Here is a 4559-nt window from a genome sequence, read left to right on the forward strand (position 1 = left end):
CTGATGAGCGGCGGAGAGCAGGCCCTGACCGCCTGCGCCATGATCGTCGCCGTATTCCTGGCCAATACCGCGCCCATCTGCGTGCTGGACGAGGTGGACGCCCCCCTGGATGACGCCAATGTCGACCGCTTCTGCAACATGCTGGACGAGAGGCGCCGGCGCACCCGGACCCGTTTCATCGCCATCACCCACAACCCCGTCACCATGGCGCGGATGGACCGCCTGTTCGGGGTGACCATGGCCGAGCGGGGCGTCTCGCAGCTGGTTTCGGTGGACCTTCGGCAGGCCGAGGCCCTGGCCGCCGAGTAGCGGGCGGACGGGAATCCCGCAGGGGCCGGAGAGGCCTGGAGCACCAGGGCCTTCCAGGGCTATCTTTTCCTTTTATTTCAATCGGTTAAAACGCATCCAGCCAGCCTTGACGCACTGCAACCGCTTCTATAGGTTCCGGCCCGAAATCCAGCCCGGGGTCCTGGTCTTCGCCAGGGCCGTCAGACCGTGTGACCCATGCCAGGATCGGATCCCTCGCGGGAAGAGGCCCTCCGTCGACTCGACGAGACGGCTGCGGCCCTCGAAGCGCGCACCACGCGGGAGTCGCCGGACCACGGCGCTCAGGCGGCGAGCTATGGGTACCGGATCATGGCCCTGCTGCTCGGCGGGGTGTTCGTGGGGATCGGTTTCGGGGCGGCCCTCGACTTTATCGTCGGGACCGCGCCCTGGGGGATGATCGTCGGGGTCCTGGGGGGCTTCGTCATCTCGATCTGGATGGCCGTTCGGTCGGCCAGGATTTACAGCGCCGTGGCGGCGCGCGAGTGGGGTCCCCCCCGGGACCTGCCTGACGACGCCACGGACCGCGACGATTGAAGGAGCTCGAGGCGGCATGGCCAGCCCGATGGAACAGTTCGAGATCCACAAGGGACTGCAGCTGCCGACCGTGCCGCTGCCCGGGGGTCTTTCGGTCGATCTTTCGCTGAACAACTCCATCATGGCCATGCTGATCGCAGCCGGTCTGGTGATCGCGTTCTTCGCGATCGCCACAAGCCGGGCGGCGGTGGTGCCCGGCCGGACACAGCTGATCGCCGAGGGGCTCTTCGGCTACATCGACGATCTGGCGGCCGGGATTATCGGTCCTGAGTCCCGGAAGTTCTTCCCGTACGTGTTCTCGATCTTCCTGTTCGTGCTGACCATGAACATGCTGGGCATGTTCCTGGCCTTCACGGCCACCTCCCAGCTGGCGGTGACCGTGACCCTGGCGCTGATGACCTTCTTCCTGGTTCTCGTGGTCGGCTTCATCCGCAACGGCGCGAAGATGTACAAGCTGTTCGTGCCGTCCGGCGTGCCCTGGTACATGCTGCTGCTGGTCACGCCGATCGAGATCATCTCCTTCTTCCTGAGGCCGGTCACCCTGGCGCTCCGACTTTTCGGCAACATGCTGGGCGGCCACGTGGCCCTGAAGGTCTTCGCCGGCTTTGTCCCCACCCTCGCTGCACTGGGCGCAGTCGGGATCGTCGGGGCCATCCTGCCGCTGGCGGGCGTGGTGGCGCTGACCGCCCTGGAGTTCCTCGTGGCCTTCCTTCAGGCCTTCGTCTTTGCGGTTCTGACCTGCGTCTACCTGAACGACGTGGTCAACCTCGGCGATCATCACTGATCCCCGGGTCCATCCCTCACCCCTTTCCAACACTCAAGCAGGACCAAAATCATGGAAGCGGAAGCGGCTAAGTTCATCGGCGCGGGTCTGGCGACCCTCGGCATGATCGGCGCGGGCATCGGCGTCGGCACCATCTTCGGGCATTTCCTTGCGGGCGCGACCCGCAACCCGTCGGCGGCCGGCGGCCAGTTCACCAACCTCATCCTCGGCGCCGCCCTGACCGAAGCGCTGGGCATCCTGGCCTTCGTTCTGGGTCTCCTGATCCTGTTCAGCTGACTTCAACTGATCCTGCGTCGCCCCTGCCCCGGCTCAGGCCAGGGCGGTGGCTTCGCATCCTGAGGACGTCGTAGCCAGATGGCCGCCGAAGACACCCCCTATACGCCTGGCGCCGCGCCTGCGGCTCTGGACGGTACTTACGCCGGCGCCGCGCCTGCCGACAGCGGCGGCGGTCTGCCCCAGTTCGAGTTCGAGTACTGGGGCGGCCAGATCGTCTGGCTGCTGCTGATCTTCGCCGTTCTCTACACCCTGATGTCCAGGGTCTTCATTCCCCGGCTCCGGCGTGTGCGCGAGACCCGGGCGGAGACGATCCGTTCCGCTGTCGCGGAGGCCCGTCGCGTCCAGGATGAAGCTGACGCCCAGGCCGCCGCCGCCCGGAGCGAGATCGAGCAGGCCCGGACACGCGCCCGCACCGTGGCTGCAGAAGCCAAGGCCAGGGCGAACGCCGACTTCGCCGCACGCCAGGCGGAAGCCGACGCCCGGATCGCCGAGGACCTCGCTGCAGCGGAAACCCGGATCCGGTCGCTGAGGGATACGGCCATGGCCAGCGTGGGCGAGATCGCCGTCGAGACGGCCGGCGCCATGGTGGAACGGCTGACCGGGACCTCCGTCCCTGCGGCTGACCTTCGAGCCGCCGCCAAGGGAGCCGCCGGATGAACCCCTTCCACATCTCGCTCGACCCCGGCAAACCGGAATTCTGGATTGCGGCGGGTCTTCTGATCTTCCTTGCGATCGTTGTCTTCGTGGCCAGGGCCCCGCAGATGTTGGCGGGTCGGTTGGACGCCCAGCGGGACGCCATCCAGAACGACCTGGACGAAGCCGCCCGGATCCGGGCCGAAGCCGAGCGCCTCCTGGCGGAGCTGAAGGCCGAGCGCACCGAGGCCGAGAGGCAGGTCCGCGACATGCTGGCCGCCGCTGAGGAGCAGGCCCGCACCTATGAGGCGGACGCCAAGGCTCGCCTGGAGGAGTCGCTGGCCCGACGCCAGCAGATGGCGGAGAGAAAGATCGCCAACGCCGAGGCCCAGGCCGAAGCTGAGGTTCGCGCCGCAGCCGTGGATCTTGCAACACGGATGGCGGAACAGGTGCTGGCCGATCGCCTCGCCGGCGCCTCCAGCGATCCCCTCGTCGACCGGGCGATCCCGATGCTGGCGGAAAAGTTCCGCTGACCGGCTAGTCCGGCGTTCGTCTCCGCCCGCGGAGACGCTTCCGAAGCCTGACGAGAAACCGGCGCTTTCGCGGGAGCACGAGGCGTTCGACCCGCAGGGACTGCTGCCAGGCGAACGGCAGAATCTCCGGGTCCCGTCTCAGGAGCCGCCGCAGGGGCCGGACGAACTTGGGGTGACGGTTCTGGAGGCGGACAAACTCGCGTTTTGCCCGGAACGAACCGCGAAGCACCATCATCAGGCCGATGACCGTCAGGGGAAGTCCGAGGGGACCGGGCAACGGGGCCAGGACGATCCCCGCGATGACCAGAATCAGTCCTCCGACCGTCAGCCCAATTCGCGCAAAGCCCGAGAGAAAGGCGCGCGCAAGAGCATCCGCTTCGCGATAGACCGACGACTTTTCCCGGGGTGTTTCGGACACAGACTTCAGTTCCGCTGAACCGCAATCACCGGAGGCGTCCCGGTTTCGAACAGGCCTCCAGCATGAAGCCTTCCGGCGCCCGAAACATGGCCGCGTGAGCGAAGGTTTTCAGTTGCTGGCGACACGGCCGTTGGATCCCGAATCTCAGCCGGTGGGACAAGGGGCGCTCCCCCCGGGTCCATCAGCCTATGGGGTCCCGCAGCCGGCTCGTAAAGCCGCCGGACCTGTCGCCCGGGCCTCGCACCCCGACTTCAAACGCTATTCCGCGGCGAGCGGCGCCGGCGCCACACCCGTCTCGAGGGGCCGCCAGGTCAGGCGCGGCTTGCGGGCGGCCAGGGTCTCGTCCAGTCGCCGAAGGGGCGCCAGGCGCGGGGCGGAAGTGAAGCGCTCGACCTCCCCGGCGAGCGCCGCCTCGGCCAGGGCCAGGAGGGCCTCGCAGAAGCGGTCGAGCTCTGCGAGGGACTCCGACTCCGTCGGTTCGACAAGCATCGCCCCATGAACCACAAGCGGGAAGTACATGGTCATGGGATGGAAGCCCTCGTCGATCATGGCCTTGGCGAAGTCCAGGGTGGTGATCCCCGTTCCCTCCAGCCAGCGGTCGTCGAACAGGGCCTCGTGCATGCAGGGACCGTCCGGGAAGGCGGCGCTCATCACGCCGGAGAGCCGGGCCTTGATGTAGTTGGCGTTCAGCACCGCATCCTCGGCCGCCTGCCTCAGGCCGTCGGCGCCGTGGCTGAGCATGTAGGCGTAGGCGCGGACATACATGCCCATCTGGCCGTGGAAGGCGGTCATGCGGCCAAAGGCCTGAGCCTCCTCGGCCTCGGTCTCCTCCAGGAGCTTGAATCCCTCAGGGCCGTGGACCACCCAGGGGGTCGGGGCGAAGGGCGCCAGGGCCTGCGACAGGACCACCGGGCCGGAGCCCGGCCCGCCGCCCCCGTGGGGGGTGGAGAAGGTCTTGTGCAGGTTGATGTGCATGGCGTCGACGCCCAGGTCGCCGGGACGGACCCGGCCGACGATGGCGTTGAAGTTGGCCCCGTCGCAGTAGAAGTAGGCC

The 4559-nt window shown here is 67.6% G+C and carries 7 protein-coding genes and 1 pseudogene; 6 read left to right on the top strand and 2 right to left on the bottom strand.

All coding sequences use genetic code 11. From position 1 onward, the window contains the following. The 6 genes from INE98_RS06595 to INE98_RS06620 form a co-directional block, all read left to right on the top strand. A partial coding sequence (locus tag INE98_RS06595) for a hypothetical protein (protein WP_293537564.1) occupies positions 1–309 on the top strand: 309 nt, incomplete at its 5' end. Between the two features lie 195 nt (positions 310–504). After that, the gene (locus INE98_RS06600; protein WP_293537566.1) at positions 505–861 is read left to right on the top strand and encodes a F0F1 ATP synthase assembly protein I; all 357 of its coding nucleotides are present in this window, start codon (positions 505–507) and stop codon (positions 859–861) included. Positions 862–877: 16 nt separating this feature from the next. Continuing rightward, positions 878–1645 carry a F0F1 ATP synthase subunit A gene (locus INE98_RS06605; RefSeq protein WP_293537568.1) on the top strand — a complete coding sequence of 256 codons (768 nt, stop codon included), beginning with the start codon at positions 878–880 and terminating at the stop codon, positions 1643–1645. Between the two features lie 51 nt (positions 1646–1696). Beyond that, positions 1697–1921 carry a F0F1 ATP synthase subunit C gene (locus tag INE98_RS06610; protein ID WP_293512506.1) on the top strand — a complete coding sequence of 75 codons (225 nt, stop codon included), beginning with the start codon at positions 1697–1699 and terminating at the stop codon, positions 1919–1921. A gap of 78 nt (positions 1922–1999) precedes the next feature. Beyond that, a complete protein-coding gene (locus tag INE98_RS06615) occupies positions 2000–2578 on the top strand; it encodes a hypothetical protein (RefSeq protein WP_293537570.1) in 579 nt (192 codons plus the stop codon). Next, positions 2575–3087, top strand: a complete 513-nt coding sequence (locus INE98_RS06620; RefSeq protein ID WP_293537571.1) for an ATP F0F1 synthase subunit B — start codon at positions 2575–2577, stop codon at positions 3085–3087. Before INE98_RS06615 ends, INE98_RS06620 begins: the two co-directional genes overlap by 4 nt. Positions 3088–3091: 4 nt before the next feature. Here INE98_RS06620 and INE98_RS06625 read toward each other — a convergent pair whose 3' ends face one another. Both INE98_RS06625 and INE98_RS06630 read right to left on the bottom strand, forming a co-directional pair. Next, the gene (locus INE98_RS06625; RefSeq protein ID WP_293537573.1) at positions 3092–3505 is read right to left on the bottom strand and encodes a hypothetical protein; all 414 of its coding nucleotides are present in this window, start codon (positions 3503–3505) and stop codon (positions 3092–3094) included. 258 nt (positions 3506–3763) lie between these two features. Beyond that, positions 3764–4559, bottom strand: a pseudogene (locus INE98_RS06630) (aminomethyl-transferring glycine dehydrogenase subunit GcvPB); the annotation flags it as partial.

This window comes from Phenylobacterium sp. (assembly GCF_020253645.1).
Classification (GTDB): domain Bacteria; phylum Pseudomonadota; class Alphaproteobacteria; order Caulobacterales; family Caulobacteraceae; genus Phenylobacterium.

Bases quoted from the DNA above. Each gene is read 5' to 3' on its own strand.
- INE98_RS06615 (WP_293537570.1), top strand. From the start codon at position 2,000: ATGGCCGCCGAAGACACCCCCTATACGCCTGGCGCCGCGCCTGCGGCT.
- INE98_RS06610 (WP_293512506.1), top strand. From the start codon at position 1,697: ATGGAAGCGGAAGCGGCTAAGTTCATCGGCGCGGGTCTGGCGACCCTC.
- INE98_RS06605 (WP_293537568.1), top strand. From the start codon at position 878: ATGGCCAGCCCGATGGAACAGTTCGAGATCCACAAGGGACTGCAGCTG.
- INE98_RS06620 (WP_293537571.1), top strand. From the start codon at position 2,575: ATGAACCCCTTCCACATCTCGCTCGACCCCGGCAAACCGGAATTCTGG.
- INE98_RS06600 (WP_293537566.1), top strand. From the start codon at position 505: ATGCCAGGATCGGATCCCTCGCGGGAAGAGGCCCTCCGTCGACTCGAC.